Here is a 25,669-nt window from a genome sequence, read left to right on the forward strand (position 1 = left end):
GACACCGGCGTCCGAGAATGACAGCGGACCCCACACTCCGATCAGGCCCTCGAACGGCTCCGCAGGGGTGTGCTCGCCTGAGAGGCCGGCGCCCCGACCGCGGCAACCACGAGGAGCGCGACATCCTCGCCCCGGCCGGCTCGTTCTACGTCTACGAGGCCTTCCGCCGTCTCGAGTTGAGCCACCCGAAGCCCTACCTATTTGGTCTCACCCCGTACAACGACGACGTCGCCGACTGCTCGACTCCCTCCCCGACTTCGCCTCCTGACCCATGTGCTGGCGATATCGCTGTACGGGGGTCGTGTACCGCCTGCGCGCCAGGAAATCGGCAACGTGCGGCAGGCCGGGTTACGTCCGACTCACGGCCACGACACGGTTGAACACCAGTGTCTCTGGACCGCGGTTCTCGTACCGGTACTCGCGATCGCTGCGCAATCGAGCGCTGCCGCCGGTCGGGACCGTGACGGCCGCACCGTCAGCGACGATATCGAGGCTGCCCTCGTGCACGACGAAGAGTTCCTCTGATCCGGACGGGTCGGGTGAGGCGACGTAGCGATCCTGCGGGAGCAGCCGCCAGCGCCACAGCTCGGGCCCACCGCTGTGCTCGCTCGTGATCAGCAGGTGCGCCGTGCTGCCGAACGGGCTGGACCAGATCAGCGTCGCCTGCTCGATGGTCCGCACGGCGGCAACTCCGGGGTCCGCCTCTCGCGGCGCGGTCAGCGCAGCGAAATCGACGCCGAGCACCTTGGCGATGCGGTCCACAGTGACCAAGCTCGGATTCGCCTGCCCCAATTCGATCTGGGTCAGCAGCCGCCGACTGACCCCGGAGCGATCAGCGAGTTCCTGGACCGTCAACGGCTGAGCCTTGCGCAGCGAGCGGATGCGGCGCCCTAACCGATCGATGACGCCGTCTGACGTGCTCTGCGCGTCCGTCTGATCCGCCACCGTGTTCCCTCCGTCGCCGAATCCAAGTCTGTCAGGCGGATCAGCGCGCCAGGCGCGCGATCGTCTCGCCCATCCGAGCCAGCCCCGCATCCATGTATGCACCGTCGAGCGCATGCGTGACACGAATGTGGCTCTCGACACCGAAGTGCGAACCAACGCCGACCAGCACGCCGTCGAGCCGGAGCTCATGCGCGACCTCGAGCGAGGTCAGCGGTAAGCCGATGCGGGGGAACGCCAGCGCGGTCGCCTTCGGCTCGACCACGGTGACGACGCCCTCGGTCGTCTCGGCCCAGGCCGCCAACCGCGCGAAGCCCTCCCGGACGAAGCGGCGGTTGCGCGCTAAGAGCCACTCCCGGCGTATCGGCTCGACCGCCAGCTCCCCGATCTTCATTGAGAGCTTGCTTGTCGAGATCGTGGCGTACTCGTGGCGGCGCCACAGCTCCTGCACGGTGGCAGCATCGCCGACGATCCAGCCGAGCCGCACGCCGGAGAGACCGTATGCCTTGGAGAGGCTGTTGGTCACGACCAACCGGTCGTAACGGCCGTGGAAGCTCGGGGTCTCCACTCCGTCGAGTTCAGACCCGTGATACACCTCGTCAGCGAGGATCCAGGCGCCCACCCGAGCCGCGATGGCGATGATCGCATCCATCTCAGCGGCGGTGAGCACCGCGCCGGTGGGGTTGTTGGGGTTGTTCACCGCGATCAGCTTGGTGTCGGGGCGCACGATGCGCTCCAGCTCCTCCAGGTCGGGTCGCCAGCCCTCAGCCTCGATCAAGTGGAACGCCTCCACCTCGCATCCACGGTTCGCCGCGAGCCCGGCGACCTGCCGGTAGCCGGGCTCCAGGACAACAACGTGGTCGCCCGGCCGGGTCAGTGTGGTGACGGCGAGGCCGTTCGCCTCAGCTGCGCCTACCGTGACGAGCACTTCGTCGGGTGTGACCTCGGGGCCGTACAGCGCCGCGATCCGCGTGCGCAACAGGGTTGTTCCGTTCACCGCCGGATAGTGCAGATCGCTGTTCAGGAAGTCGGCGATCGCCTCCGAATCGGTCAGCATTTCGGACAGAAGCACCGGCTGGACCCCGCTGTCCGCGAGGTTGAAATCGACGTCCAACTCGTACAGGGACTGCCATTCCTCAAGCTGGAACGGCTGGAACTGAGTAGAAATCATGGCGTCAACTTTCAAAGTGCGAGCGGATGTGAACATCACATCTATCAGGCCGGCCCGTACCGCCGAGCTCGGAAACAATCTGAAAACAGAATCTCCATGCGCATTATACTACCCACGGTGCGCACTATAAGCAACGCTAGATCATATTCATCCGCCGCGCTCCAATCCCAGTGAGGATCCCCGCCACTACAACTTCGCCGGCATGTTCCACGGCGTGGACGAACGCGTCCCCGGCCGACGCACTGCGCTTCGGAGCGCGCACCCTCTACCGTTCCCTCGACCTCGCCTGAACTACCCGCCCGGAAGGACACCATGAGCAGCCCGCAGATCATCACAGCCGACCAGCTCCCGACCCTCGACCCGAAAGAGGTCATCATGAGCCTGCGCTTCGCCTTCGGCGCACTCGCCACGGGACGTGCCGTGCAGCCTACGCAGACCGTCCTCGATCTCGACGGCGGCGGTGACATCATCTCCTACCCCGCGCTCGACCTCGACGCCGGCGTGTACGCCGTCAAGCTGTCGCCGTACATCCCGCGCGTAGACGGCGCCCTCATCACCGCCTGGACACTGATCTTCGACGTCACATCCGGCAAAACCGCTCGCCCTGATCGACTCGAAGGCGCTGACCACCCTGCGTACCGCGGCCACCACCGCGCTGGCTGTGGACCTGCTCGCCAAGCCCGACGCAAACACCCTCAGCGTCGTCGGCGCAGGCCCGGTCGCACGCGCCCACGTGGACTACCTGCGCGCTGTGCGTCCCTTCTCCGAGATCCGGATGCACGTGCGCAGCGCCCGCGAACTAGACCTGCCGGGAGTCGAGATCGTCCAGGGCGTCGAAACCGCACTGGACGCCGACGTCATCGCGCTTTGCACCTCCGCCGCGGGTGCTGTGCTGGATGCGACGCACGCACATCCGGCCGCGCTGATCACTTCGATCAGCACGAATGCACCCGACGCGCATGAGATCGACCCCGCACTGCTGCCGTCGCTGGAGATATACAGCGACTACCGCACCTCCGCTGCCGCCGTGCCCGACTTCGTCGCCGCGGCGGCACTCGGCTGGAACTCGAAGAACATCCTCGGGGACCTGCCCGAACTCGTCGCCGGTACAGCACCCGCCCCATCGCGCACCCGCACGGCCTTCTTCCGATCGATCGGGCTGGGGATCGAAGATGCTGCAATCGCCGGTCTCGTCACCCGAATGCTCGGGCTGATTACGTCGCCCCCTAGATAAGCCGGTGTCGGCTCGAAGGCTTCCCCGCGATGCAGCCGGGTATGGGGCTCCGCTCGGCGAGAGGACGCCAGGACCTCGGTACCGATTGTCTCGACCTTCTGAGCCGCGCTGCGGCTGCGGGGGTGGTCACAGTGCCGGCAGCGTCGCGTCTCGATCCTGGAGCCCGCAGTGGCGCCTTGTGGGAACGCCTGTTTTTCTGGGAGCAATCAGAACCAGCGCTATTCGTCTCGAGAGCCTCGCCCCTTCCTCAGATGACGAGGATGCGGGTGAGCGACGTGCTGGCGTCGCGAGTGTTGACGTAGGAGTAGGGCGTCGAGGCCGCGAAAATGATGTGTTGCCCGTCCGAGAGGGAGAGATCCTCGCCGTTTGCCTCGATCCGTAGTGAACCAGTAGTTTCGAGGACCATCTCCTTCCATCCGTCGAGTTCTGCCTGTACGTCTTAACGGGCGCCGACCGCGAAAATCGTGGTCTAAACCTGTGTCTCGCCGTGGACGGGAAGGAACCCGAGCAGTACGGTCAGGCTCTCGGGGTCCTGGTTCCCCAGGTCACTTCGTTGATCGGGGTACGAGTCGCTTCCCGGCGGAGACCAGTGCGATGAACGTCGTCCCTAGGGCCGCCGCTATCCGATCTAGACCGGTGGGGCCGATGTTCACCTGGCCGGCGTCCGCGCTGACGATCGTCCGTCGTCTGAGGTTTTGCAGGACTGGCGTGGGCCGCTTGGCTTAGTCCTGCAGTGCGCCGATCTCCCCGTACGTTCTCGCCGACGTGATCAAGGGCTGAAGCTCGAGCATGCATGTGATTGATTTGGCACCACGCATTCGCGTTTGCCAGCACGAAGTGCTCTTGCCAATCACGTCCGGATGCGTCATCTCGAGAATCAGTCCTTTACCGAGACGCAGAAGGTGTCCCTACGTCGCCCGCCTAGCTGACGCTCGAGGGTGAGGCTGCCGGCGTTGCACGAATTGCGTTGACGCCGCGATCGGCGACGATCTGGTTATCGGTTCCGGAGTCGAGGATGGTGTTGCCCGTCGACTCGGTCTCGACCACGACGGTCCGAACGTCGAGCGCGTCCGAGGCCGCTGTGCTCAGCAGCGCGTCTACCTGCGCCTCGAAAGCGGAGCCACTCGACGACGCGTTGATGTCCCGGGCGACGATATGGTTTGTGGCGATGTAATTGCCCGATCCCGAGACCAGCCGGAAGATCGTAGGTGCCTCGCCGGCTGGGCGAATGCCGCGCGAGTCGACGATCTCGGAGACGTGATTGCCGATGACAGAGTTGCCGCTGCCGCTGATGCGCACGAGTCCATAGTCGTCGTCGAGGTCGTTGTCCGCGCCGAGAAACGGGGTCCAGGGCTCGAGGTCCCGCAGCAGATGGTTTGAGCCCACGAGGTTCTCCGAACTCTCGGCGTCGAGCACGACCATGCCCGGATAGAAGGAGTGCAGGCGGTTGGCCGTGACACTCGAGCGTGTGACGCCCGAGAAGTGAACGCTGCTCGCACCGCGCGGGAAGACGTTGTTCGCAGTGACGAGCAGTCCGCCGTGATTCTCGGCGTAGATCGAGTGACCGTCCGGGCCGGCCCCGATGAGATTGTCGGTGATCTTCGACGCCTGGCCCCATCCGCGCAGTTCGATGCAGCTGCCGCACTCGGCGATGAAGTTGTCGTGGATCGACAGCGCATCGGCGTTGTGGATCGTGAGGGCGTGCTCGAGGTAGACAAACCCCATCCCGTTGATCCGGAACGAGTCGTTGGCACCGTTGACCTGGATGCCCGTCTTGCCGTTGCGGTAGGTGTTCTCGGGGTGCCGGTCGGAGCCGTCGCCGGTGAAGTGCAGCCCGTCGATACAGAAGTTGGAGAACTCCACGGAGCTGATACGCGGGCTCCCCAGGCGCTCGACGAGGAAGGCGGCACCGTCGGACTTCGACGCGTTCTCGCCGATCGGGATGTCGACGAGGATGCGGCTGCCACCCGGCCACAGCTCGTGCAGACCGGGCCACTCGTCCTCTGGCACGTTGAACCGGATGCTCGACGAGGTGAAGCCGTGCCCCGATCCCTCGATGCGGAGGAAGCTGACGTCGATCACGACCTGGGTGCGCAGACGGAAGTCTCCTGGCGGCAGATAGATCACGGCACCCGGCTTACCGCCGTCGTCCTCGTCGCTCGCCGACTGCCGGCGCTTAATGTCGGCGATGATGCTCGTGATCACCTCGCCGACGTCCTCCGTCGGATCTCCGACGGGCCAGTCCGTCACATCGTATCGGTTGGCGGCGGTCATGGGTTCTCGCTTTCGGAACGGATGGAGGACGCCGGAGCGACCTCGTCGAGTCTCGGGAGGTCTGCCCCCGGCCGGCTCACCGTTACGGCTGCGCAGGCCGCGGCGAACGCGGCCGCCTGCACGGCGTCGGGCAGCGTCATCGCCCCGCCGAGGAGTGTGCCGGAACCGACCGTCGTGGTGAGGAAGAAGAGGAGCCCCGCCATGTAGGAGTCGCCGGCCCCGATGGTGTCGGCGACCTTGGTGGTCTGCGCGGGAACGAACGCCGTCGCGGCGCCGAGACGGAGGACGCTTCCGGCACCTCCCTGGGTGACGACCACGAGCGCCGCGCCGAGGCGCGCGTAGTGCGCCGTCACCTCGGCCGCGTTGAGCCCCGGGTGCAACCATTCCGCATCCTCGTCGCTCAGCTTGACGACCGTGCTCGCTCGCGCGATTCGTTCGACCGACGGGAGCACCTGCTCCCGCGGTCCCAGAACCGATGGGCGGATGTTCGGGTCGAACGAACGAAGGATCTCCGGCCCGGCCGACTCGAAGCAGGCCGCGACGATGTCGCCTCCCGGCGCGAGGAGAGCGCCGATCGACCCGGTGTGGAGCCCACGGAAACTCGAGATGCGGGGAGCCGAGATGTCCCAGGTGATGTCGAAGTCATACTGTGCCGATCCGTCAGATCGGATGCTTGCCGTCGCTGACGAGGTGCGGATAGAGGGGTCCACCGATCCCTGTGTCACCACCACACCCGACCGGGCGAGGTGGCCCGACAGGATCCGCCCGAACTCGTCGGTACCGATGCATGTCGCGAGAGTGACTGAGGCCCCCAGCCGGGCGAGACCCACGGCGACGTTCAGGGGGCTTCCACCCGGGTGTGCTTCACGGCCGGCGCCAGTCGAGACCACGTCGACGAGCGCCTCGCCGATGACGAGCAGGTCACTCACGGGAACCCCCCTCCGAGGAAACCGGGGCCCCGACCGACTGCCGCCGAACCAGCGGGCAGGGCAGTACGACCACCTCGTACACGGCGGGCTGCTCAGACTCCTCCGAGCCCGCCATCAGCGTGGCGAGAGCCTCGAGCGCCCACTCCCCCATCTCGAAATGCGGGAGCGCCACCGTCGTGAGCGCCGGGTAGAGGCCTTCGGCGATGAGCTCTTGATTATCGAAGCCGACCAGTGAGAGATCGTCTGGGATGCGAAGGCCGAGCTCGGCGGCCGCGCGGTAGGCGCCCATCGCCATCCGGTCGTTGTAGCAGAACAGGCCCGTCGGCCGGTCCGGCCGGCCGAGTATCTCCATCGCCGCCTTATACCCGCCCGGGGTCTCCGACTGATCGGCGACCACGAACGTCGGGTCAAACTCCAGACCCGCGCCCGCCAGGGCCCGGCGGTAACCCGTCAGCCGCCCCCGGGTCGCCGGCACGTCGTCGGAGTTGGTGATGAAGCCGATCCGACGGTGCCCATGCCGGATCAGCTCATCGACCGCGACAAAGGCCCCTCCCTCTTCATCCGGTACGACCGACGGCACGCGCCCGTCCTCGGAAGTCGAGTCGATCAGCACCGTCGGAACCGCCTGAAGCGAGGCCGGGAGGGCGATCTCGCGGTGGTACATGGTGGCGTAGAGCACGCCATCGACCTGCTGGCGCAGCAGGGCGTCCGTATCGCGCTGGATGTCGAGCTGATCACGGCTGGTGTTGATGAGCACGAGGGTGAGCCCGCGTTTCCGCGCAGCCTCTTGGGCGCCGAGGATGATGCGGCCGGCATGCGGAGTGGTCGCGATCTCCTCACTGAGCAGGCCGATCATCTCGGACTGCTGCCGCCGGAGGCTGCGGGCAATGCGGTTAGCGCCGTATCCGAGCCGCGCGGCCGTGGTCTTCACCCGTTCGCGTGTCTCGTCGCTGGCGCGCGCGGACTCGACGTCGTTGAGGATGTGCGAGACGGTGGTGACCGAGACCCCCGCTTCCCGGGCCACGTCCTTGATGCCTACGGCCTTGCGTGTCACTGTGTCCCCTTGAATGCTTGAGGCCGGGCAGTTCGGCTCCCGGCCATTCTCACCGAGTCCGTCATCCTTTCACCGCACCGGCAGTGAGTCCGGCCACGATGTGACGCTGCAGCACAAGCGCCAGAAGGATCACGGGAACCGAGTAGAGCACCGCTAGAGCTGTCATCGCCCCCCAATCGAGACCGAACTGAGTCTGGAAGTTCGCGATGACGATCGGGGTGGTCTGCGAGCGTGTCGCCGTGAGCAGCAGCGCGAAGAGGAACTCGTTCCACGACGCGAGGAAGGCGAAGATGGCGGTGACAGCGATGCCCCCGGCGGTGACAGGCAGCACCACTCGCCAGAGTGCACCGAGCCGACTCGCGCCGTCGATCTTCGCCGCCTCCTCCAGCTCTTCCGGCACGGCCTCGAAGAAACTCGACATCAGCCAGATGGACAGCGGCAGCGAGATCGTGGCGTGCGCGATGGCCAGCGCGAACGACGTGTCGGAGATGCCGAGACTGCGGAAGATTCCGATCATCGGCACACCGATCACGATCGGCGGCACCATCCGCATCACGAGGGCGCCGACGATGAAGAACCGGCCGAAGCGGGTGCGGAAACGCGTGACGGCGTAGGCCGCCGGCAGCGCCAGAACGAGCGAGATGGCAGTGCTGAGCACAGCCGTCACGACGCTATTGATGAACGAGGCGACCACGCCGTCGCGGCCGATGGCCGAGGCGTAGTTCTCGATCGTCCAGGTCGACGGCAGCACCGTCGGAGGCACCGCGATGGTCTCCAGCGGTGTCTTGAACGAGGTGAACAGCATGTAGAGAAAGGGGAAGCCGTAGAGCACGACGAGGAGCACCAGGGCGACCCAGAGGATGGCCCGTGAGCTGACGCGGGTGGTTTCGAGGCCGTTCATCGGTTGTTCTCATTTCCGGGACGCCAGATGAGCAGGATGGCTGCGACCGAGACAGCGAGCATGGCGATGAGATACACGGTTCCCATCGCGCTCGCCAGGCCCGGGTCACCGAATCGCACCATGGTGCGGTAGACGAGCAACGACATGGTCTCGGTGCTCTGTTGCGGTCCCCCGTTGGTCTGGATGAGGATGACGTCGAACGCGCGGGCGGCGTCGATGCCTCTGAGGATCAGGGCTACCGCGATCACAGGCCGCAGCAGCGGGATGATGATGCGGAAGAGGATCGTCGGGTAGCGGGCTCCGTCGAGTCGTGCGGCCTCGATCACGTCGCCGGGGATGTTCTGCAGGCCTGCGAAGAGCACGAGCGAGATGAATGAGGTGGTCAGCCAGATGTCAGGGATCGCGACCGAGAACAGGGCGATGTTTGGGTCGCTGAGCCACTGGATCTGACCGGGGTCACTCAGAATGTGCGCATCCGTCAGAAGCTGGTTGACGATGCCGAAGTTGTCGATCAGCAGGAACCGCCAGAGCAGGCCGGCCACGATCGGGGCAATCATCAGCGGGTAGAGGAAGATCGTGCGGAACACTCGGGAAGAATTGCCGAGCGCCGTGAACATGAGCGCGACGGCGAGACCGAGCACGAACTCGAAGACGACCACGATGATCGTGTAGACCACGGTGCGCCAGGCGGCGTTGCCGAAGTCACCCGAGGTGAACGCCTCGATGTAGTTGTCGAAGCCGACGAAGGTGCGGGGGCCACCGGCGAACTTGCTGATCTCGAAGAAAGAGTCCGAGACGAACTGCACAAGCGGCCACGCCACGAACACGGCGAGAAAGGCGGTGGCCGGAAGCATCAGGAAGAACGCGAACCGGCGATCGGTGAGACGCACGATGAGACTTTCTGGTCGAGGGGATGGCGAGGAGCGGGTGATTCGGCTGTGGCGCCCTGTCCGGGACCGGGCGCCACAGCTCAGAGTCACTCGATGATGGACTCGACCTGCGCCTTGGCGTCGTCAAGGAGCTGCTGGTTGTCCGCTCCCGGTACGACGGCCTTCTGGATCATCGGAATGAGAGCGGAATCGACGATCTCCTGCCAATTTGGGTTCGCGGGGCGCGGCACGGTCGACTCGGCGTTCAGAGTGTCGATCAGCGGCTTGTAGTTCTCGTAGCCGGGCTCATCCTGGTACTGCTCGAGTACCGAGATGCGCGAGGCGAGCCCCAGATCGGTGTCGACGGACAGCTCGTTGTTGTCGTAGGCGTACTGCACGAACTCGAGCGCCTTCTCCTGCTTGCTCGTACCGGCCGGAACCGACAGGTACCAGGCGCCGGGCACACCGGCGACTCCGCCGGGACCACCCACCATCGTGGTGACGCCGACCTTGCCCGCTACTGCCGAGTCGGCGGGAATCTGCTTGTAGGCGTGCGCCCAGAAGCGCATCATCGCCAACTGGCCCTGGTTGAAGAGGTTCTGTGAACCGGCCCAGTCGAGCTGCGCGGCACCCGAGGGCGCATAGGGCAGCAGGCTGGTGTAGAAATCGAGGGCCGCGAGGCTGTCGGCATTGCCGAGGGAGACCGAGCCGTCGTCTCCGACGACCATGTTCTTCTCCCCTGTCTGCGACAGAGTGGCGAGCCACTCGGTCTCGACTGCGCCCTTCACGTCGGTGCCATATACGTCGACCTGGCCATCGCCGTCGGTGTCCTGAGTGAAGAACTTCGCCACGTCCGAGTACTGCTCCCAGGTGGTGGGCGGCGCAAGGTCGTAGCCGTACTCGGCCTTGAACTCCGCCTGCTGGGCCGGGTCCTCGAAGAGGTCAGTGCGGTAGTAGAGAATTTCAGAGTTGGTCCAGGCGGGCATCCCGACGAAGGAGCCCTCGACCTGCGCTTCGGTGACGAGCGCCGGGAAGAGGTCGGACTGCACGTCATCGGTGAACACATCGTCGAGGGGGGTGAGAGCCTCGGCGAAGGTCGGCAGCCAGATCGAGTCGAGGGCGGCGACGTCGAAGGAGAGCGACCCCGAGCTGAACTCGCTGTTCAGCCGGTTATAGAGGCCGTCGTAGGGCAGCTCGACGAAAGTCACCGAAGTGCCGGTGTCCTTCTCGAACTGGTCTGCGATGGGCTGCAACTCGCCGTGGCCGCCAGCCTCGACGAGAACGGTGATCGAGTCGGCGCCCGCTGCAGGGGCCCCTCCTCCGGCACCGCATCCCGAAAGGACGACGGTGATGCCGACGGCAAGGAGGCCGGTGGCGCCGGCCAGGACACGACGGGACTTCCGGGTGTGTGTGCGAAGCATCATCACTTCGACTCCAATTCTGTGCGACGTTGCGTGATTGCGAGGGTACGTGCCCAGGTTTGCGGCACTCGCCGCCGGAGCGACAAACATGACAATACGTTTTGCCAAATCGTCTTGTCAAGCCCATACTTGGAGACAGGTCCGCTATCTATGGCGGCAGCAAAGGAGCCGCACGCATGACGCACGACCGCCCCCGCTGGCATTTCACCCCCGGCTCGGGTTGGATGAACGACCCGCTCGCGCTCACCTGGCACAACGGCCGCTACCATCTCTTCTTCCAGTACGTGCCCGACCGCACCACGTGGGCGCCCGAATGCCGCTGGGGTCATGCCAGCTCACTCGACCTGTTCTCGTGGACCGAGCATCCCGTCGCCCTCGAACCGGGAGACGGCGACGACGGCATCTGGTCAGGCTCGCTCGCAGTCGACGACGACGGCCGCGCCACCATCTTCTACACCGCGGTCTCCACACCCGAGTTCGCTGTCGGCCGCATCCGTACCGCGACCCCGGTCGACGACGACTGGCTCGTCTGGACGAAGGGTGACGTCGTCGCCGAAGCCCCACCACTCGACCTCATCGCCTTCCGCGACCCGTTCGTGATGCGCGACGGCGAGCGGTGGCGGATGCTCGTGGGCACCGCCATCGCCGGCGGCGACGCCGCCGCGAGCTCATTCATCTCCGACGACCTCCGCTCCTGGTCGTTCGACGGACTGGCGGCAGCGCGGAACACGAGCGAGACGGAGCCGGTGTGGACGGGCGCACTCTGGGAGTGCCCCCAGATCTTCACCATCGACGGCCGCGATGTGATGGTCACCTCGGTCTGGCAGGACGACGAGCTGCACTACGTCGCGTACGCCATCGGGTCATTCGCAGACGGACGCTTCGATGCGGCCAGCTGGGGACGCCTCACCTACGGCGACAGCTACTACGCGCCCTCCTTCTTCCGCGACCGCGACGGGCTGCCATGCCTGATCTCGTGGATGCGCGGTGCGGGCGATGCCGAGGCGGGCCGTGCCAGCGCACTGAGCGTGGCACACGTGCTGCGACTCGAGGGCGACACTCTTGTCGCGGAGCCGCATCCGGGAGTCGCGCGGGCCTCCGCCTCGGCGCGCACGAGCATCTCCATCGGCGAAGAGTGGGCAGCGGCGAGCGCGGACGACGCGCTCACCCTCCGCCGCGAGCTCGAATCGGTGATCTGCACGTGGCGGGGGGCAGAGACCATCGTGCCAGCCGGCGACGGCGAGGTCGAGGTGCTCGTCGATGGTGAGACCGTGGAGCTCTTCACCGGAGCGGCACTCTTCGGTGTCGGCTCAGGCTCTGCATTCGACGCCGGCAGCAAGAGCCGGTAGCTCTTCACGCAGGCGTTGGCCAGGCGAGGTGCCGCGATTCACAGTTGAGAGTGAGAGGGCGCTCTCGCGGGTGCCTCAGCGACCGCGCTCTCACCACCAGTGATCCGATATCGGATCAGTCGCTGTGGACAGCGCGGCAACGAGATCTTCACGAGTGTGCTTCACCGAACCCTCGATAGGGTGAGCCGCCGACTCGCTGGGGGCCCCCAGCACCGCATCCGGGCATGCTCGCGGCGCGGCGAAGCCCATCGCCGGTTCTGGGTGCTCATGTACGACGTATGCATCGAGAGTGCCGGCGCGGTGCATGCGGGAAGCATGCTCTATCTCGGAGACCAGAGCTTTGCGTTCGATCAGTTCGATTAGGCGCGAGTTATCATCGGTGATGGGGCCTCCGGCGACTTCACGGACTTCATTCCAGTTGCGTACGGTCTCGTTCTCCGAGAGCAGAGCGTCCGCCGTGCCGTGCCAGATCATCACCTTCTCACCATGTTCCCGACGTGATCGCAGCGTTTGAGCTGGCGATCGAGCACTTCACCTGCCCCGGCTCGGCGCGCGCCGGCACGGCTCATCGCGTACGCCTCGGCGTCGGATGACGCCGCCTCGCACACCCTCACCGCGACATCCGCCTCGAAGGCGTGGAACCTCGCGGGACTCAAGGGCGCACAGATCATCCTGTCGAACGACGTGCATGCGCAGCTCTGGGAACGGATCGCGATGTGGGCCGGTCATGGAGCCTCGACGGTCGGCGTGGTCGCGCACATCGCCGCGTACTCTGCTGGCGGCCGGTGGCTCGATCATATCGTGGAGTACCTCGACGGGACCGGCAGACGCTCGCTCAGCTCGTCGACGAGAAGCTGCCTGGCGTACGCATGGTCGTGCCGGAGGGGAACTTCATCGCGCTGCTCGACTTCCACGAAGCCGGAATGACGGGCGACCTGGGCGAGTCGTGGAGCCACCAACACGTTCGTATCACGCGGGATCCGGGCGGATAACAGGTTTTGGGTTCTTGCGCCAGGTGTAGTGGTCGTTGGAGGTGGTGAGGCCAGCTCCACGACGCATCCACAGGGATCTGCTCGGATGCGTGGGCGGCCAACTCATCGTTCACACGCTTTGGCCTGGTTCGCTGCACGAAGCGGGGCCTTCGAACGGGCCCTATCCGCCAAGGCCAGCGGGAGATTCGTTCAGAGTAACGACCTGGGGTCCGCGGACCTGCGGGCGTTGGCTTGTCGGTGTACCGAGATGGGACCGACGTAAAATCAGTCTCATGAGTCGACTGAACCGGCGAGGACCATACGCCAAAGGAATCGAGCGACGGCGGGAGATCCTCGATACTGCTCTCGAAGTGTTCGCGGATCGCGGCCTAGATAAGTTGTCTCTGAGGGCAATAGCCGACGATCTCGATATCAATCACGGAACAATCCTTCATTACTTTCCATCGCTCGAGGATCTGCTGCTCGAACTCCTTGTGCGTCACGATTCCGAAGTTGATCTGAGGTCACGTGACGATGGAGGGGTCGGCCTCGTCGGAGAACTGCAAGCCGGTACAGAATCCAACGTGAGGATCCCGAGTCTCGTCGCCCTGTACACGAGCATGCTGGGGCGGTCTGTGGAGCCGGGGAATTCGAGGGCCAGGGCTTACTTCGCGGAGCGATTCGAGGTTGGTCGCCAGCAAATGGGACGAGCGATTAAAGAGGCCCAGCTCGCTGCGGGGACGGATGGATCTGATGCTGAGCTGGTGGCGGGGGTGGTGATGGCAGCGTTGGATGGACTGCAGGTTCAGTGGCTGCTGGATCCTGACTTCGATTTCGTGGGCGCTATACGTAAACTGCAGCCTCTGATCGGGAACGCACCAGAGGTATGGCGGGCGTTCCAAACCACAACTTTTTGGGGCACTGCAGTGCCTCTAGCCCGCGAACGAGCTGATCACAAAACGCAGTAAGCCATCGAGCGTCTCGGTGATACCTGCACCGAGTGGTGCAGATATCACCGAGATTGTGGTTCCGACTAAGAGGTGACTCAGCCTCTGAGTATCTGCGCCTCCATCGTCAAGTCGAGGATGCTTGTGCCCACGCGGACGCCGTACGTTCCTGCTTCCTCGAACCACTGGCCGTTCAGCCACACCTCGAAGGAACGGCGGGGAACTCTGATCTCGACCGACGTACTCGCTCCCGGTTCGCACCGGGCAACCCCCCAGGCAGCCAACCACAACACCGGGCGGTGGATGCTGCTGTCTTCTTTCGACAAGTAGACCTGCACGACTTCCTTGGCACTCCTCTCACCAACATTCGTGACCGTCACGGTAAGACTCACGTCCTCCGCCCCTGGAGAGATGTCGACGTTGTCGATCTTCCAGGATGAGTAGCCCAGCCCGTGCCCGAATGAATAGGCAGGTTCGGCGTCCTGTGAGAGCCACTCGCGGTAGCCGACTCCAATGCCTTCCCCATAGACGACATCGCCGTCGACCGGGGTGTTCGAGGGCAGGAAGGCCTCGTCTCCGGTTCGCGGCCAGGTGGTCGTGAGACGCCCGCCGGGCTCCGCGACTCCGATCAGCATGTCGGCCAGCGCTTCGGCCATCTGCTCACCACCGAAGTAGGTCACCAGAACAGCCGCGACCTGGTCTCGCCACGGGGTGAGCACCGGTGCTCCGACGTTCAGGACGACGAGCGTGGGGGTGCCCGTTGCTGCTACTGCGGCTACCAGTTCGTCCTGGTTGCCGGGGAGTCTGAAATTCTCGCGGTCGAACCCCTCGGATTCCAACTCAGCCGTTGTACCCACGACGACGATGGCGACGTCGGCGGCCGACGCCTCGGCGACAGCATCTGCGAGGAGCGCCTCGGAGTCGTATTCGCCGACGTCGGTGCCGATGAAGATTCCGAACATCCCCTCGTGTCCTTCGAAGACGACTCGGGTAGTCATGTCGAACTCGATCCGAATGCCTACGGACTCCCCGGTACGCAACTGGAGGGGTGCGGTGATGGGGGGCGGCTGGTTCAGGTTTGCCCCGAGGTCGTGGACGATCGGGACGCCCGTCCCGGAGCCGACCAAGGTGCCGTCTGCGAAAATCTTCCCAGATCCGACGGCGGCGAAGCCGATTCGGTGATCACCGTCGAAGTCCGCGGTGTAGCTGAACGTCACTTCCATCAGGGCCGCGGTCCTGATGGGGGCGTCGCCGGTGATGTAGACGAGGGTCGTCGCGAGACGGTCTTCGCGGTAGAGCTCAGCGCCCGCGTCGTCCAAGAATCGGACCAGCGCGCCCGGCTGCTGGGTGGATGGATTGACGATTTGTGTGAGGGGTATCGGGGCGATACCGGTTTGCACGATTGAACCGATCGCGTGCGTGACGTTCTGTCCGGGTAGGGCAGCGCGGATCGCGTCGAGCGGTGACGTGACGTGTGTCGGAATTACGGTGGCCGACCCTCCGCCCTGGGTCCGTGGCGTCAGGGCATGCTGACCGATCACGGCGACCCGGCCGATGTCAGCGGGGACCAGCGGAAGGGCTCCATTGTTCTTGAGTAGGACTGCGCCCTCGGCAGCGGCGAGTTTTGCCACCGCCAGGCCATCGATGTCCTTCGGTGCCGAGTTCTGTGGAAGGTCGGTCAATGCACCGACGCGCGCCGCGAGCAGAAGGATCCTGCGCACCTTGTCATCGATGGTGCTCTCCGGTATCTGCCCCGATCGCACAGCATCGACCAGCGCGTCGCCCCATGGACCGCCGGGCCCCGGCATGGCCAGATCTTGCCCCGCTGCTGCAGAGGCAAGGGTTCGGACGGCAGTCCAGTCGCTGACCACGACACCGTCGAATTCCCACTCGGTCTTCAAAGGGTCAGTGAGCAGTGGCGATTCCGTTGCACTCACGCCGTTGACGGCGTTGTAGGCAGACATGACCGCCCACGCGCCGGCTTCTCTGACGGGTTCCTCGAACGCAGCCAGGTAAATCTCGTGGAGCGCACGATCCTCGACTTGGCTATTGGCGGTGTAGCGGTCGGTCTCGTAGTCGTTCGCGACATAGTGCTTTAGGTTTGCGGCCACCCCCATTTCCTGTAGTCCGCGGACGTATCCGGCGGCCATGGCTGCGGTCAGTCGCGGGTCTTCGCTGAACGATTCGAAGCTTCGGCCGCCCAGCGGAGAACGATGGACGTTGATCATCGGGCCGTTCACGACATCGACACCTTTTTTTCGCGCTTCGAGAGCCATCACGGTTCCGTACAGCCGCGCGATCTCGACGTCCCAGGAGGCTGCCAACGCCGTGCCTGACGGCAGGTTGATCGACGGCTGCCGCTCATCCCATGCACCTCCCCTGACACCCGACGGGCCGTCTGAGAACACGATCGGGCGTAATCCGATCGATTCCTCAGCCCATGTCTCCCAGACGTTGGCGCCGGTGAGAAGTCTCACCTTCTGCTCGAGAGTCAGCTTTCGCAGACGGTCCACGATTTCCGGCGAATCGAGAGTCAATTGCTTCGACCGGTCCACGCTCGTGTAATCACGTAGGTTGTGATCTGAGGTCAATTGCTGATTCCTAACTAGTTTCTTGAATGGTGACGAGTAAAAGGTCGTCCACGACGGGCGGACGACTATCCGTCCGCCCGTCTGCATCTTCTTGGGCAATCGTCTTGGTTCAGCGGACCTTCTTGACGCGAAGCACAGCCAGCGCGCCGAGGACACCGAAGAACGCCCCTCCCAGGAACAGACCGGGATACCCGAACGCCGCCACGACCCCCGGAGCAGCAATCGGAACCAGGGACTGGGGAAGCGCCTGGGCGATGTTCACAACACCAAGATCTTTACCGCTGTCCTCCTCACTCGGGAGAACGTCGGAAATCAACGCAAGATCGACCGCGAAGAACGCGCCCATCCCCCCGCCGAGGATCAATTGACCCGCCAGCACCCAAGTGAAGTCCGGCGCGAACGCCATGATCGTCAGACCGACGACTGCGATAAGAGCCGACGCAACGACGAAGGGCTTGCGTCGCCCAAGCTTGTCAGAAAGCCACCCGAGCACTGTCGTCGTGAGAAGAATCCCGACCGCGTTCGCCAAGGTTGCCTGGAACACCAAGTTCGGAGCGTCAGCGGGCGATACACCGAGATGGTCGATGAGAAACAGCACCAAATATCCCAACGCGGTGGCTTGAGCGACCACGAGGAAGAACCGCGTCAACCACGCCCAGCCGAGGTCCGGGAACTTCCTCGGATTGAAAACGAACGAGCCGAACACTGTCTTCAGGTCCAGCGACTCCTTGGGTGGTTCAGTCCGTCTGCGATCCTTCACTCCAGCGATCATCACGAACACCAGAACAAGACCGAGCGCACTCGGCACAAGGCTCTGAGCCAGGCCCATCGGGAAGAGCTGGACAATATACGTCGCCCCTACCGGCGCGAGATTCTGAGCGAGACTGACAAAGGATGCGACCCGACCACGCCGACTCGGGCGAATCTGGTCAGGCAGCATCGCAATGAGGGCCGCGAGAGCGAAGTTGAACCCCACCGACGTGATCGACCAACCAAGAATCAAAAAGCCCACGTTGGGCGAGAACGTGATGATCACGATTCCGATGTAGCCGATCGCTCCTCCGAGCACGATCCACGGCTTCCGCATACCAAACCTGCTCATCGACCGGTCGGACAAGCGACCCCCGATCGGGTTTGCCACGAAAGCAAAGAACGCCCCGATCCCGAGGACGAGGCTCAGATTGCCGGTGACCGCGTCCGCGTCCATCTCGCGCAAGCGCAATGCCATCGTGACGAGCAGGGGCGGCAGCAATGCGACGATGAGCCCGAGCATCGCAACCGGAATCGCGACCATCGGATACACCGACTGCTTGGCGCCCGCGGGGACAGATGAGGTCTCTGGCATTTTGTCCAGAGGGAATGCTGGCATATCGCCGAGCGGCTGTGAACTGGGGGGTTTTTCCATATCGATCCTCCTTGATCGCGCGCCTGGGCGGAACCCCGGCGGTGCGGTGACGTACGCAGCATGCTAACACTGAAACCCACCGTACGGTGGGTTATGGGCTGTCGGCAGATCTGCGGAGGGTCATAGGCATGCGGGAAAGCCGCCACCCGCGCCCGGGAATGTCGCCCTCGTCGCCGCCGACTACGCGTGGATTGGCGGCGTCCCCGGTCATCTCGGGCGGAAACGTTCAGTCGGCCGACGTTGATCCGTCCGCAGCGTCGTGACGGACGCGTGGCAGCTAGTTCTGGCGAGCGGCGGACCGCGCGAGTTCCGCGCCGGCCACGCGTGACCAGCACGCGGGCTCGGCGAGTGCGGCGTCGGAGGATCCGGCGAGATCGGTGAGCGAAGCGGATGCGGCGAACAGGCTCAGGTCTGCTTCCGAGGTGATGAGACCGGCCGCGAGCATCGCTCGGGCGCCGGCGTCGGCGGCAAGTCCGGCGAGGAACGACGGAACCTTGCCGTCGTTGGACTGTCCGTCGTATGAGCCTTCCCCCGTGATCACTACGTCGGCATCGGCTATGGCGTCGGCCACTCCGATAAGCTCTGCGCCCTCGGTGGCGCCTGGAGCCAGCACGCCGCCCCAGACGTCGAGGGCTCCTCCGGGGCCCCCGGCCGCCCCCGTTCCCGATTGAGTCGCGTCGAGACCGAGCACGTCGGCAAGACGCTGGAGACCGCTGTCAACCCGCGTGATGTCGGCAACCGAGTTCGGCCCTTTCTGCGAACCGAAGACTGCGGCGGCACCGCGGGGTCCGATGAGGGGATCGTGACGTCAGTGAGGACGAGCACATCGGGCGCCGCCCGGAGATCCGCGAGGTCGAGTCGACGGAGGCGATGTCGTTGAGTCCGCGAGCCCCGCGGGCGACGGGTTTGCCCACCGCATTCAGGAATCGCGCGCCCAGCGCAGACAGCATGCCGTTGTCGCCGTCGGTCGAGCCGCTCGATCCTATTCCCACAACGAGACGTGAAATCCCGTGTTCGAGCGCGGCGAGGATTGTCTGGCCGAAGCCTGTCCTGTCGGCATCCCAGAGGCGGAGTTCGTCGAGCAGTTCGATGCCGGAGGTCGAGGCGATGTCGATCACGGAGGTGCCGCCGGGCACCCCGGAGGTCGCGGGCAGGAGCAGCAAAAGGCCGTCTCGATCGCGGCACCGGCAGGTCCCTCGACTGTGACCGCGATGCGTCGAGCTCCCGGCACTGCCGCGGCGAAGGCTGCGACCGTTCCCTCACCGCCGTCTGCCATCGAGCGGTGTACGAAATCCGCGGCTGTGTCGACGTCGGCCCAGCCCGATGCGAGGGCCGCTGCGAGGGCCGCCGCCATGATCGTGCCCTTGAAGCTGTCGGGCGCCAGCACAACCCGCGTCACGACGTCGCCTCGGCTGCGCGGGCTCCTCGAGCGGGGGCCGGGATCGAGGAGGGTGACGGCGAGGCGATTTTGTTCCCGAGTCTGCCGCCGGCGCGCAAGACCCACGTTGGTGTAGTCGGAGGCGCGTGCTCGCGAGACCTGAGCCACCGCGAGGGCCTTGAGATCCGTGTGCACGATGATGAGCTCGACCGCCGGAAAGCCCGCGAACGTCTGCGAGAAGGAGGGTGGGCATGCTTACGGTCTGACTTCAGGATTCGCTTCGTGCAATGGCCTGTGGCCGGCGGCCACGTCAACGGCGTTGAGGGCGCTCAGGCGCGCCATTTCGGCACGGACAGTAATCGTGGCGCTTCCCACGTGTGGCAACAGCACGGTGTTCGGCAGCAGAGCCAGCCCCGGGGCCAGTTGCGGTTCATTCTCGTGCACATCCAAACCCGCCCCTGCAATCACGCCGCTACGAAGCGCGTCCACGAGTGCCGCCTCGTCATCGATTATTCCGCGGGCGGTGTTGATGAATCGTCTCGTCCTTCATCCGACGAAATACATCCGCGTCGACGAGGTGGACAGCCTGTTCGGACAAAGGCGCGTGGATCGAGAGAAGCTCGCTCTGCTCGACGAGGTTGTCCCGCGGAACCTGCCGGACCTTGCCTGCCAACTCGCCCAGTTCGTCATCGCTGACGACACGTTCCCCCGGGGGCCTCGGCGAAAACAGCACCTCCATCCCAAACCCGAGTGCCCGCATCGCCGTTGCGCGTTCGATCCGACCAAACCCTGCCAGGCCAAGCACAGCGCCAGACACGTCCCGACACAGGAGCAGCTCCGGCTGCCGGCCATGGAAGTTCGCGATGCGTCGCTCCACCTCGTCGACCCCGCCAAGCTTCTTCACCCCGGGGCTCAGACGGTCTCTGTAGGAATGGTCAGTTTCTGGAACTATTCGATCGAGCGGGATTAGCTTCAATGTCTCTGTTAAGGACATCATGGCCGGGGGCACGGAGAAGTAGCATCCCAGGCGTACAGCTTCGTCTGGGAGCTCGGGTGACCCGGTCCACCAGTGAAGAATGACCCCTTGAACGGGCGTGCGATGAAGCTCGCGCAGGACCTGGAAGTGCGTCGCGTCGACTCGACACCTGGGCGAACTCATCCGTGGAGCGGGTCACTGCGAAGACGAATGGCCAAGACTTCGTATGGCATGGCCTTCTGTTTCAGGCGACAAGTGGGCGTGCGTGTCGAGAGGCGGCGGCCTTCTCATAGAGCTAGTTGTCTCAGCTCTTCTCGCCCACGTTCGACCAATATCCCAAAGCTCGTGAGCGAGATGTCGGACGAGATCTGTAGTCGTGCCAGTTCGACTTCGCCGAAGGGCTCAGCCAGTCTGTGAGAGGCGCAGCCAAGTCTCGACGACGGTGTCAGGGTTGAGGGATATGGATTCGATGCCTTGGCCGACGAGCCATTCGGCGAGGTCGGGGTGGTCGCTAGGTCCTTGACCGCAGATGCCGACGTATTTCCCAGCCTTCCGACACGCGGTGATGGCCATGGAGAGCATCTTCAGGACGGCGGGGTGGCGTTCGTCGAAGGTCGCGGCGACCAGGCCAGAGTCCCGGTCGAGGCCAAGGGTGAGCTGGGTCATGTCGTTGGAACCGATCGAGAAGCCGTCAAAGTACTCCAAGAACTCATCGGCTAGAAGAGCGTTCGAAGGCAGTTCGCACATCATGATCACGCGTAGTCCGTTCTCGCCACGGCGCAGGCCGTTCTCGGCAAGCAGTTTGATCACCGCGCGCGCTTCACCGACGGTGCGGACGAAGGGAACCATGATCTCGACGTTGGTGAGTCCCATCTCGTCGCGCACGAACTTCAGAGCCTCGCACTCCATATCGAAGCACTCCCGAAAGTCGGTGGAGATATATCGGGAAGCCCCGCGATAACCCAGCATCGGGTTCTCCTCATGCGGCTCGTAGAGGTCGCCGCCGATCAGGTTCGCGTACTCGTTCGACTTGAAGTCGCTCAGACGCACGATCACCTTCTCGGGGGCAAACGCGGCACCGAGCATCGAAATACCCTCGGCCACGCGCTGCACGAAGTAGTCACGAGGTGACGGGTAGGCGGCGATCCGTTCGGCGATCTCGGCCTTCAGGGCGGGCTCGAGGGTGTCGAAATCGAGCAGCGCGCGCGGGTGGATGCCGATCTGCCGGTTGATCACGAACTCGAGGCGCGCAAGCCCGACGCCTTTGTTGGGCAGCTTCGAGAACGCGAACGCCTGGTCGGGGGTGCCGACGTTGAGCATGATCTTCGTCGGGCTCTCGGGCATCTCGTCAAGCTTGGTGATGACCTCCTCGAAGGCGAGGATCCCCTCGTACACCAACCCGTTGTCGCCTTCGGCGCACGAGACCGTGACCTCGCGCCCGTTCGCCAGGCCAATGGTGGCGTCGCCCGTGCCAACGACGGCGGGGATGCCGAGCTCACGCGCGATGATCGCGGCATGGCAGGTGCGGCCGCCGCGGTTGGTGACGATCGCCGATGCGAGCTTCATGATCGGCTCCCAGTCAGGGTCGGTCATGTCGGCGACGAGTACGTCGCCCTCGTGGAACTGATCCATCTGCGCGAGCGAGGTCATCACACGCACCGGGCCGGCGCCGATCTTCTGCCCGATCGCCCGTCCGATCGTGATCACGGTGCCCGCCTCTTCGAGCACGAACCGGCGGGTCACGTTCCCGTCCGTACGCGAGACCACCGTCTCGGGGCGCGCCTGCAGGATGTACAGCTTCCCATCGATCCCGTCTTTGCCCCACTCGATATCCATCGGGCATCCATAGTGCTCCTCGATCACAAGCGCCTGCCGGCCGAGCTCCTCGACCTCGGCGTCGGTGATGCTGAATCGGGTACGTGCTGAGGCGGGCACATCGTCAAAGACCGTGCTCTTTCCGATCTCGGCTCCCGTGGCGTAGACCATCTTCAGCGCCTTCTCCCCCACCGACCGCTTCAGAATCGCGGGCTTGCCGGCGCGGAGAGCCGGCTTGTACACGTAGTACTCGTCCGGGTTCACCGCACCCTGCACGACCGCCTCCCCGAGCCCGTACGAGCTGGTGATGAACACGGCCCGGTCGAACCCGGACTCCGTGTCGACGGTGAACAGCACACCGGAGGCCCCGACATCCGACCGGACCATTCGCTGGATTCCCGCCGACAGGGCCACATCATGATGGTCGAAGCCGTGATGCACCCGGTAAGCGATCGCTCGGTCGTTGTACAGCGACGCGAAGACGCTGCGGATTGCCGCGAGGATGTTCTCGATCCCACTGATGTTTAGGAACGTCTCCTGCTGCCCTGCAAAAGACGCATCAGGCAAATCTTCCGCCGTCGCGCTGGAACGCACCGCCCACGACACGGGCCCGCCTACTGATTCCCTGCCCACAAGTGTCCAATACGCGTCACGAACATCTGCCTCGAAATCAGACAAAAAGGGCTGATTCTCAATCCACTCGCGCACGTTTGCGCCCACTCGGGCGAGCTCCACCACATCGGTCACGTCGAGCGACTCGACTGTCGCGCGGATCCGGTCGGACAGGCCGTCGGCGGCGAGGAAGGCGCGGTAGGCGTCCGCGGTCGTGGCAAAACCCCCGGGGACGGTGACGCCCGCGTTGGAGAGGTTCGAGACCATTTCACCGAGGGAGGCGTTCTTGCCGCCGACCTGGCCGACGTCGTGCATGCCGATCTCGGTGAACCAGAGGGTATTCGTCATTTTGGTGACCCGATCTGTGTGGGGTGTATGCGCGAGGAGATGGATGGGTGTCGGTCGTTCAGCGAGTCGACACGTCAGGTGCGCAGTCGCATGGACTGCATGATCACGGCCGACATCTCTTCGACAGATTTGGTGGAGGAGTTCAGGAACGGCACGCGATTGCGGCGGTACAGATCTTCCGCCCGCCGCAGCTCGAGGGTGCATTGCGCGAGGCTTGCATAGGTCGAGCTCGGACGGCGCTCGTGCCGCACCTGACTCAGGCGCAGCGGCGTTGTAGTGAGACCAAAGCACTTCTCGACGTACTGAGACACCGTATTCGGCAGCCCGTCGGAGGGGAAGTCGTCGTCGGTCAGCGGGTAGTTCGCCACGAGCAGGCCGTATTGGAGTGCCAGATACATCGTTGTGGGCGTCTTGCCACACCGCGAAGGCGCAATGATAATCACGTCTGCGATGTCAAGGGCCCGCATGCTTTGACCGTCATCGTGCTCGATCGCGTACTCCACCGCGCGCATGCGTGCGAAGTACCGCTCCATGTCACCCACGCCGTGGTACTGACCGAGCTGCTCCGACGCGGTGCTGCCCAGGGCCGCCTCCAACTCGCGGAGATGGCCACCTAGAAGATCGATCACGATCGCACCTGAAGCGGTCAGCACCTGGAGTATCTCGGTGGCCTTGACGGTGGTGAAGAGAATGGGGTCGACACCAGCCTGTTCTGCGCGCTGGATGTCGCCGACGAGATTTCGCGCCCCACTGACCGAATCAACGAAGGGAATGGTGTGGCGGTGGAAGACGACTCCCGGGAAGTTCGCCAGCAGGGCGCTGCCCAGGGTCTCGGCGGTGATGCCGGTGCTGTCAGACACGAAGTACGCGGCGCGAGAGGCAAGATGGGTGCCTTGTTGCACGGGCGCTTCGCTACCTACTTTGTCGAAGGGATCATTCCAGGTCCCACCGATGACATCGGCCACTGTCACTCGCCTTTGGTCGTGGCCCCGTCTACGAGGCATCCGTTGCATGTGGGCCCGAAGGGTCTCGTGTCTCCGGGCCCACATGTTCACCGCTATGCAGCCAGAATGCCGCCGTCGACGATCAGCTCGACGCCGGTGATGTAGCGTGCTTCGTCGGACGCGAGGAACAGGACCGCGTACGACACTTCTTCTGGCTCGGCGAAGCGGCCGATCGGAATCGATGCCGCTACTCCGGCCAGCGCATCTTCGCCCCAGGTCCTGTTCAGTGGGGTGAGGATGGCACCCGGATGCACCGAGTTCACCCGCACGCCGTGCTTCGCGTACTCGACAGCGGTCGCCTTGGTCATGCCGCGAACGGCGAACTTTGCGCCGGTATATCCGATGTTCGGGCTGCCCGGCTTGTGAGCCATTCCTGCCAGAGAGGATATATTCACGATCGAGCCGCCGCCAGCGGCGATCATGGCCGGAAGGACAGCACGCATTCCGTAGAAGACGCCGTTCTGGTCGATGTCGATGATGCGGAGATAGTCGGAATCGCGCAGCTCCAGGGTCTCAACGACCGGCCCCGGGATGCCCGCGTTGTTCACCAATACGGTAATGGGGCCGAACGCGGCTTCACCGGCTTTTATTACTGCGGCCCATGACTCGGGTTCACTCACATCGTGAGAAAGGAACAGGGCGTTGGCACCCAGTTCTTTGGCTAACGAGGAACCCAGTTCCTCGTTGATGTCTGTGATGATGACTTTCGCGCCCTCGTCGAGAAACACCCTGACGTGGGCGGCGCCCATGCCAGACGCGCCACCTGTGATGAGAGCAACTTTGCCTTCTAGTCTTGCCATTGGTCTTCCTTTCATTGATCGCGAGAGATCCGCGAAGATGATTGACGGCACGTGCGCAGTGCCGTCGGAGTTTGTGCAGCCCGTGAGACCGCTTTGGGTGTGCGTCGCGACAACATCGCTGGTGGCTACGGGTTGAACCCGACGGTCACCACGATGTAGACGCAGTCCTCGTCATACGGGTTTCGCCACGCGTGGGTGACGCCGCCCATGACAAGGAGGTCACCGGGCCGCAGTGTGCGGATCTTGCCTCCGGGCAGCTCAACGTCGACTTTCCCTGAGATGACAACTTCGTAATCGATCGTGTCGCTCGAGTGCATCGCGGGGTCGCCGCCCTGGCCGACTTCCATCGAGGGATCGATATCGCTGATGTCGAGAGTCTTGCCCGCCGAACGGGCCGGAAAGCTGTTCACCCCGAAAGTCGACCCGCCGGGCCCAGCGAGTCGGACACTGTCCGGCGGGCTGCCAATGTTCTCTTTGCTATGGCCGCCGTCGACAGCCCAATAGAAAGCGCCCTTCGCCACACCGGGGATGTCGATGGTTGCTGGTGGATCAACCTCGAGAAAATCAGGTTCCCCCGCAGCGGAGAGCCCCGCGACGACAAGACGGAATTCGGTGGGGTCCGGAAAAGTCATTCGATAACCTGCCTTTGCTCTAAGTGAGCCGCGGTCACGGAGCCAC

23 protein-coding genes and 1 pseudogene are annotated in these 25,669 nt (G+C 64.4%); 4 read left to right on the forward strand and 20 right to left on the reverse strand.

What is annotated here, in order from left to right; genetic code table 11:
* Positions 1-348 precede the first annotated feature (348 nt).
* On the reverse strand, positions 349-945 hold the full coding sequence (locus LMI96_RS05320; RefSeq protein ID WP_223721558.1) for a helix-turn-helix domain-containing protein: 597 nt from the start codon (positions 943-945) through the stop codon (positions 349-351).
* Between the two features lie 40 nt (positions 946-985).
* Entirely contained in the window at positions 986-2,113 is a 1,128-nt protein-coding gene (locus tag LMI96_RS05325) for an aminotransferase class I/II-fold pyridoxal phosphate-dependent enzyme (protein WP_223721559.1), read from the reverse strand.
* Positions 2,114-2,717: 604 nt separating this feature from the next.
* Between LMI96_RS05325 and LMI96_RS05330 the strand changes: the two genes are divergently transcribed.
* Positions 2,718-3,347, forward strand: coding sequence for a hypothetical protein (locus LMI96_RS05330; protein WP_267059278.1), 630 nt, complete (start codon positions 2,718-2,720; stop codon positions 3,345-3,347).
* A gap of 247 nt (positions 3,348-3,594) precedes the next feature.
* Here the strand turns inward: LMI96_RS05330 and LMI96_RS05335 are convergent, their stop codons facing one another.
* The 7 genes from LMI96_RS05335 to LMI96_RS05365 form a co-directional block, all read right to left on the reverse strand.
* Positions 3,595-3,753 carry a hypothetical protein gene (locus LMI96_RS05335; protein WP_223721561.1) on the reverse strand — a complete coding sequence of 53 codons (159 nt, stop codon included), beginning with the start codon at positions 3,751-3,753 and terminating at the stop codon, positions 3,595-3,597.
* A 515-nt stretch (positions 3,754-4,268) separates the two neighbouring features.
* Complete coding sequence (locus tag LMI96_RS05340; RefSeq protein ID WP_223721562.1) at positions 4,269-5,621, reverse strand: NosD domain-containing protein; 1,353 nt, start codon at positions 5,619-5,621, stop codon at positions 4,269-4,271.
* Complete coding sequence (locus tag LMI96_RS05345) at positions 5,618-6,550, reverse strand: carbohydrate kinase (RefSeq protein ID WP_228360732.1); 933 nt, start codon at positions 6,548-6,550, stop codon at positions 5,618-5,620. The genes LMI96_RS05340 and LMI96_RS05345 overlap by 4 nt, the downstream gene beginning before the upstream one ends.
* Positions 6,543-7,604 (reverse strand): LacI family DNA-binding transcriptional regulator, encoded by a 1,062-nt coding sequence (locus tag LMI96_RS05350; protein WP_223721564.1) that lies wholly within the window; start codon positions 7,602-7,604, stop codon positions 6,543-6,545. Before LMI96_RS05350 ends, LMI96_RS05345 begins: the two co-directional genes overlap by 8 nt.
* Positions 7,605-7,665: 61 nt before the next feature.
* Entirely contained in the window at positions 7,666-8,505 is an 840-nt protein-coding gene (locus tag LMI96_RS05355) for a carbohydrate ABC transporter permease (protein WP_223721565.1), read from the reverse strand.
* The gene (locus LMI96_RS05360) at positions 8,502-9,395 is read right to left on the reverse strand and encodes a carbohydrate ABC transporter permease (protein WP_223721566.1); all 894 of its coding nucleotides are present in this window, start codon (positions 9,393-9,395) and stop codon (positions 8,502-8,504) included. The genes LMI96_RS05355 and LMI96_RS05360 overlap by 4 nt, the downstream gene beginning before the upstream one ends.
* 86 nt (positions 9,396-9,481) lie before the next feature.
* On the reverse strand, positions 9,482-10,798 hold the full coding sequence (locus LMI96_RS05365) for an ABC transporter substrate-binding protein (protein WP_223721567.1): 1,317 nt from the start codon (positions 10,796-10,798) through the stop codon (positions 9,482-9,484).
* A gap of 173 nt (positions 10,799-10,971) precedes the next feature.
* On the opposite strand from LMI96_RS05365, the gene LMI96_RS05370 reads away from it, so the two are divergent.
* Entirely contained in the window at positions 10,972-12,144 is a 1,173-nt protein-coding gene (locus LMI96_RS05370) for a glycoside hydrolase family 32 protein (RefSeq protein WP_223721568.1), read from the forward strand.
* A gap of 90 nt (positions 12,145-12,234) precedes the next feature.
* On the opposite strand, the gene LMI96_RS05375 is transcribed toward LMI96_RS05370, so the two are convergent.
* The gene (locus LMI96_RS05375; protein WP_223721569.1) at positions 12,235-12,621 is read right to left on the reverse strand and encodes a hypothetical protein; all 387 of its coding nucleotides are present in this window, start codon (positions 12,619-12,621) and stop codon (positions 12,235-12,237) included.
* Between the two features lie 308 nt (positions 12,622-12,929).
* Between LMI96_RS05375 and LMI96_RS05380 the strand changes: the two genes are divergently transcribed.
* Entirely contained in the window at positions 12,930-13,136 is a 207-nt protein-coding gene (locus LMI96_RS05380) for a hypothetical protein (RefSeq protein WP_223721570.1), read from the forward strand.
* 272 nt (positions 13,137-13,408) lie between these two features.
* Positions 13,409-14,083, forward strand: coding sequence for a TetR/AcrR family transcriptional regulator (locus tag LMI96_RS05385; RefSeq protein WP_223721571.1), 675 nt, complete (start codon positions 13,409-13,411; stop codon positions 14,081-14,083).
* Positions 14,084-14,160: 77 nt separating this feature from the next.
* Here LMI96_RS05385 and LMI96_RS05390 read toward each other — a convergent pair whose 3' ends face one another.
* The 10 genes and pseudogenes from LMI96_RS05390 to LMI96_RS05425 all read right to left on the reverse strand — a co-directional run bounded on the left by LMI96_RS05390 (position 14,161) and on the right by LMI96_RS05425 (position 25,623).
* A complete protein-coding gene (locus LMI96_RS05390) occupies positions 14,161-16,653 on the reverse strand; it encodes a beta-glucosidase (protein WP_228360733.1) in 2,493 nt (830 codons plus the stop codon).
* Positions 16,654-16,762: 109 nt separating this feature from the next.
* The gene (locus LMI96_RS05395) at positions 16,763-18,058 is read right to left on the reverse strand and encodes an MFS transporter (protein ID WP_223721573.1); all 1,296 of its coding nucleotides are present in this window, start codon (positions 18,056-18,058) and stop codon (positions 16,763-16,765) included.
* A 277-nt stretch (positions 18,059-18,335) separates the two neighbouring features.
* Positions 18,336-18,851, reverse strand: a complete 516-nt coding sequence (locus LMI96_RS16060) for a glycerate kinase (protein ID WP_269216589.1) — start codon at positions 18,849-18,851, stop codon at positions 18,336-18,338.
* The gene (locus LMI96_RS16065; protein WP_269216583.1) at positions 18,775-19,176 is read right to left on the reverse strand and encodes a glycerate kinase; all 402 of its coding nucleotides are present in this window, start codon (positions 19,174-19,176) and stop codon (positions 18,775-18,777) included. Before LMI96_RS16065 ends, LMI96_RS16060 begins: the two co-directional genes overlap by 77 nt.
* On the reverse strand, positions 19,173-19,631 hold the full coding sequence (locus LMI96_RS16300; protein ID WP_308015748.1) for a glycerate kinase: 459 nt from the start codon (positions 19,629-19,631) through the stop codon (positions 19,173-19,175). The genes LMI96_RS16065 and LMI96_RS16300 overlap by 4 nt, the downstream gene beginning before the upstream one ends.
* Positions 19,632-19,691: 60 nt before the next feature.
* Positions 19,692-20,595 (reverse strand): annotated as a pseudogene (locus LMI96_RS05405) (TatD family hydrolase).
* A 219-nt stretch (positions 20,596-20,814) separates the two neighbouring features.
* Complete coding sequence (ppsA, locus tag LMI96_RS05410) at positions 20,815-23,187, reverse strand: phosphoenolpyruvate synthase (RefSeq protein ID WP_228360734.1); 2,373 nt, start codon at positions 23,185-23,187, stop codon at positions 20,815-20,817.
* Positions 23,188-23,261: 74 nt separating this feature from the next.
* The gene (locus tag LMI96_RS05415; RefSeq protein ID WP_223721643.1) at positions 23,262-24,089 is read right to left on the reverse strand and encodes a pyruvate, water dikinase regulatory protein; all 828 of its coding nucleotides are present in this window, start codon (positions 24,087-24,089) and stop codon (positions 23,262-23,264) included.
* 155 nt (positions 24,090-24,244) lie between these two features.
* Positions 24,245-24,991: an SDR family NAD(P)-dependent oxidoreductase gene (locus LMI96_RS05420; protein WP_228360735.1), complete on the reverse strand. Its 747-nt coding sequence runs from the start codon at positions 24,989-24,991 to the stop codon at positions 24,245-24,247.
* 125 nt (positions 24,992-25,116) lie between these two features.
* Entirely contained in the window at positions 25,117-25,623 is a 507-nt protein-coding gene (locus LMI96_RS05425; protein ID WP_223721576.1) for a cupin domain-containing protein, read from the reverse strand.
* Positions 25,624-25,669 lie beyond the last annotated feature (46 nt).

The sequence above is a fragment of the Microbacterium sp. cx-59 genome (assembly GCF_020805625.1).
Lineage (GTDB): Bacteria > Actinomycetota > Actinomycetes > Actinomycetales > Microbacteriaceae > Microbacterium.

Bases quoted from the DNA above. Each gene is read 5' to 3' on its own strand.
- LMI96_RS05340 (WP_223721562.1), bottom strand. From the start codon at position 5,621: ATGACCGCCGCCAACCGATACGATGTGACGGACTGGCCCGTCGGAGAT.
- LMI96_RS05385 (WP_223721571.1), top strand. From the start codon at position 13,409: ATGAGTCGACTGAACCGGCGAGGACCATACGCCAAAGGAATCGAGCGA.
- LMI96_RS05365 (WP_223721567.1), bottom strand. From the start codon at position 10,798: ATGATGCTTCGCACACACACCCGGAAGTCCCGTCGTGTCCTGGCCGGC.
- LMI96_RS05325 (WP_223721559.1), bottom strand. From the start codon at position 2,113: ATGATTTCTACTCAGTTCCAGCCGTTCCAGCTTGAGGAATGGCAGTCC.
- LMI96_RS05395 (WP_223721573.1), bottom strand. From the start codon at position 18,058: ATGGAAAAACCCCCCAGTTCACAGCCGCTCGGCGATATGCCAGCATTC.
- LMI96_RS05370 (WP_223721568.1), top strand. From the start codon at position 10,972: ATGACGCACGACCGCCCCCGCTGGCATTTCACCCCCGGCTCGGGTTGG.
- LMI96_RS05355 (WP_223721565.1), bottom strand. From the start codon at position 8,505: ATGAACGGCCTCGAAACCACCCGCGTCAGCTCACGGGCCATCCTCTGG.
- ppsA (WP_228360734.1), bottom strand. From the start codon at position 23,187: ATGACGAATACCCTCTGGTTCACCGAGATCGGCATGCACGACGTCGGC.
- LMI96_RS05420 (WP_228360735.1), bottom strand. From the start codon at position 24,991: ATGGCAAGACTAGAAGGCAAAGTTGCTCTCATCACAGGTGGCGCGTCT.
- LMI96_RS05425 (WP_223721576.1), bottom strand. From the start codon at position 25,623: ATGACTTTTCCGGACCCCACCGAATTCCGTCTTGTCGTCGCGGGGCTC.
- LMI96_RS05335 (WP_223721561.1), bottom strand. From the start codon at position 3,753: ATGGTCCTCGAAACTACTGGTTCACTACGGATCGAGGCAAACGGCGAG.